Here is a 1,653-nt window from a genome sequence, read left to right on the forward strand (position 1 = left end):
AAGCCGAGCTGCGCGACGCCGTAGTTGATCGTGTACGTGTTCATCAGCGAGTAGGAGCCGATGCCGAGGAGCGCGGCACCGATCGCGATGGCCACGGCGGCCGGACGAGCTCGGAACATCGTCAGCACCGGAAGCCGGTCGCGGCGACCGGTGGCGACGACGTTCTCGAAGACCGGCGTCTCGTCGATCGACCAGCGCAGGTACAGCGACACCAGCAGCAGCGGCACCGCGAGGAGGAACGGGATGCGCCAGCNCCAGGCGGCGAGCTGGTCGGCAGGCAACGCGAACGTCATCACGATGAACACGACGGCGGAGAGGATCGACCCGACCGGCGAACCGAGCTGCGGGATCGCGGCGTAGAACGCGCGCTTCACGGGACTGGAGTGCTCGGTCGCCAGCAGGATGGAGCCGCCCCACTCTCCACCCAGCGACAGGCCCTGCGCGATGCGCAGCACCAGCAGCAGCACGACGCCGAGCCAGCCGGCCTGGGCGTACGTGGGCAGCGCACCGATCAAGCCCGTCGCCACGCCCATGATCCCGACGGTCCACAGCAGCGTCGTCCGGCGGCCGAGCCGATCGCCCATGTGGCCGAAGACGATCGCGCCGATGGGACGGACGACGAACGCGAGAGCGATCGTCGAGAAGGATGCCAGGGTCCCGCCGACCTCGCCAAGCGGACCGAAGAACAGCGGCCCGACGAAGAACGCGGCGAAGTACGCGTAGACGTAGAAGTCGAACGACTCGAGGGATGTGCCGATCATCGAGGCCCACGCGACACGGCGAGCGGGTGCGGAGGTGGTCGGGCGGGGAACGGGGGGAGCGGAGGTCACGGGGTTAGATCTTGGCACGAGTCCAGAAACTCCCGAGCATCGCCGGGCATTCCCGCGAGTGGCCCGCGGGCCCCGGCGGGTCGGCGTAGAATGGCTGGATCAGCACCGATCCGGCCATCACCGGGGAGCTCTCGGAAGAACAGGGTCCAGGCCCCCAGTAGAACCGAGCGGGGCAGGCCCGTCACAGCCGCAGTGAGAGCGGCGACCACCCCGGTGGGCGCAATGCGGGGTGGTACCGCGGTCCGACCGGATCGTCCCTGCAGGTGGATCGCAACCTGCGGAGAGACATGACCTACCCTCGCCCCTCATCCTTCGGCCCGGCCGCCGACGCATCGACCCCGGATGCCACGACCTCCACGCCCGGGACCGGCGCCGCGTCCGTGGCATCCGTCGTCCCCAGCCCCCGGTTCCCGGACATCGAGCGCGACACGCTCGCGTTCTGGGACGCGGACGACACGTTCCGCGCCTCGATCGCGAACCGCGAGGGCGCCGAGGAGTGGGTGTTCTACGACGGCCCGCCGTTCGCGAACGGCCTGCCGCACTACGGCCACCTCCTGACCGGTTACGCGAAGGACCTGTTCCCGCGCTTCCAGACGATGCGCGGAAAGAAGGTCGACCGCGTCTTCGGCTGGGACACGCACGGCCTCCCCGCCGAGCTCGAGGCCATGAAGCAGCTCGGGATCACCGAGAAGGACGAGATCGAGCGCATGGGCGTCGCCGTGTTCAACGGCAAGGCCCGCGAGTCGGTGCTCGAGTACACGCGCGACTGGCAGGACTACGTCACCCGCCAGGCACGCTGGGTCGACTTCGAGCGCGGCTACAA

At 69.4% G+C, this 1,653-nt stretch carries 2 protein-coding genes; one reads left to right on the forward strand and one right to left on the reverse strand.

Annotation, left to right across the window (positions count from 1 at the left end):
* Positions 1–830: MFS transporter (locus I5G_RS00990; protein WP_036325564.1), on the reverse strand; the 830-nt coding region annotated here is incomplete at its 3' end.
* Between the two features lie 287 nt (positions 831–1,117).
* Between I5G_RS00990 and I5G_RS00995 the strand changes: the two genes are divergently transcribed.
* On the forward strand, positions 1,118–1,653 hold a 536-nt coding region (locus I5G_RS00995; RefSeq protein ID WP_026095553.1), incomplete at its 3' end, for a class I tRNA ligase family protein.

This window comes from Microbacterium sp. B19 (assembly GCF_000333395.1).
GTDB lineage: Bacteria > Actinomycetota > Actinomycetes > Actinomycetales > Microbacteriaceae > Microbacterium.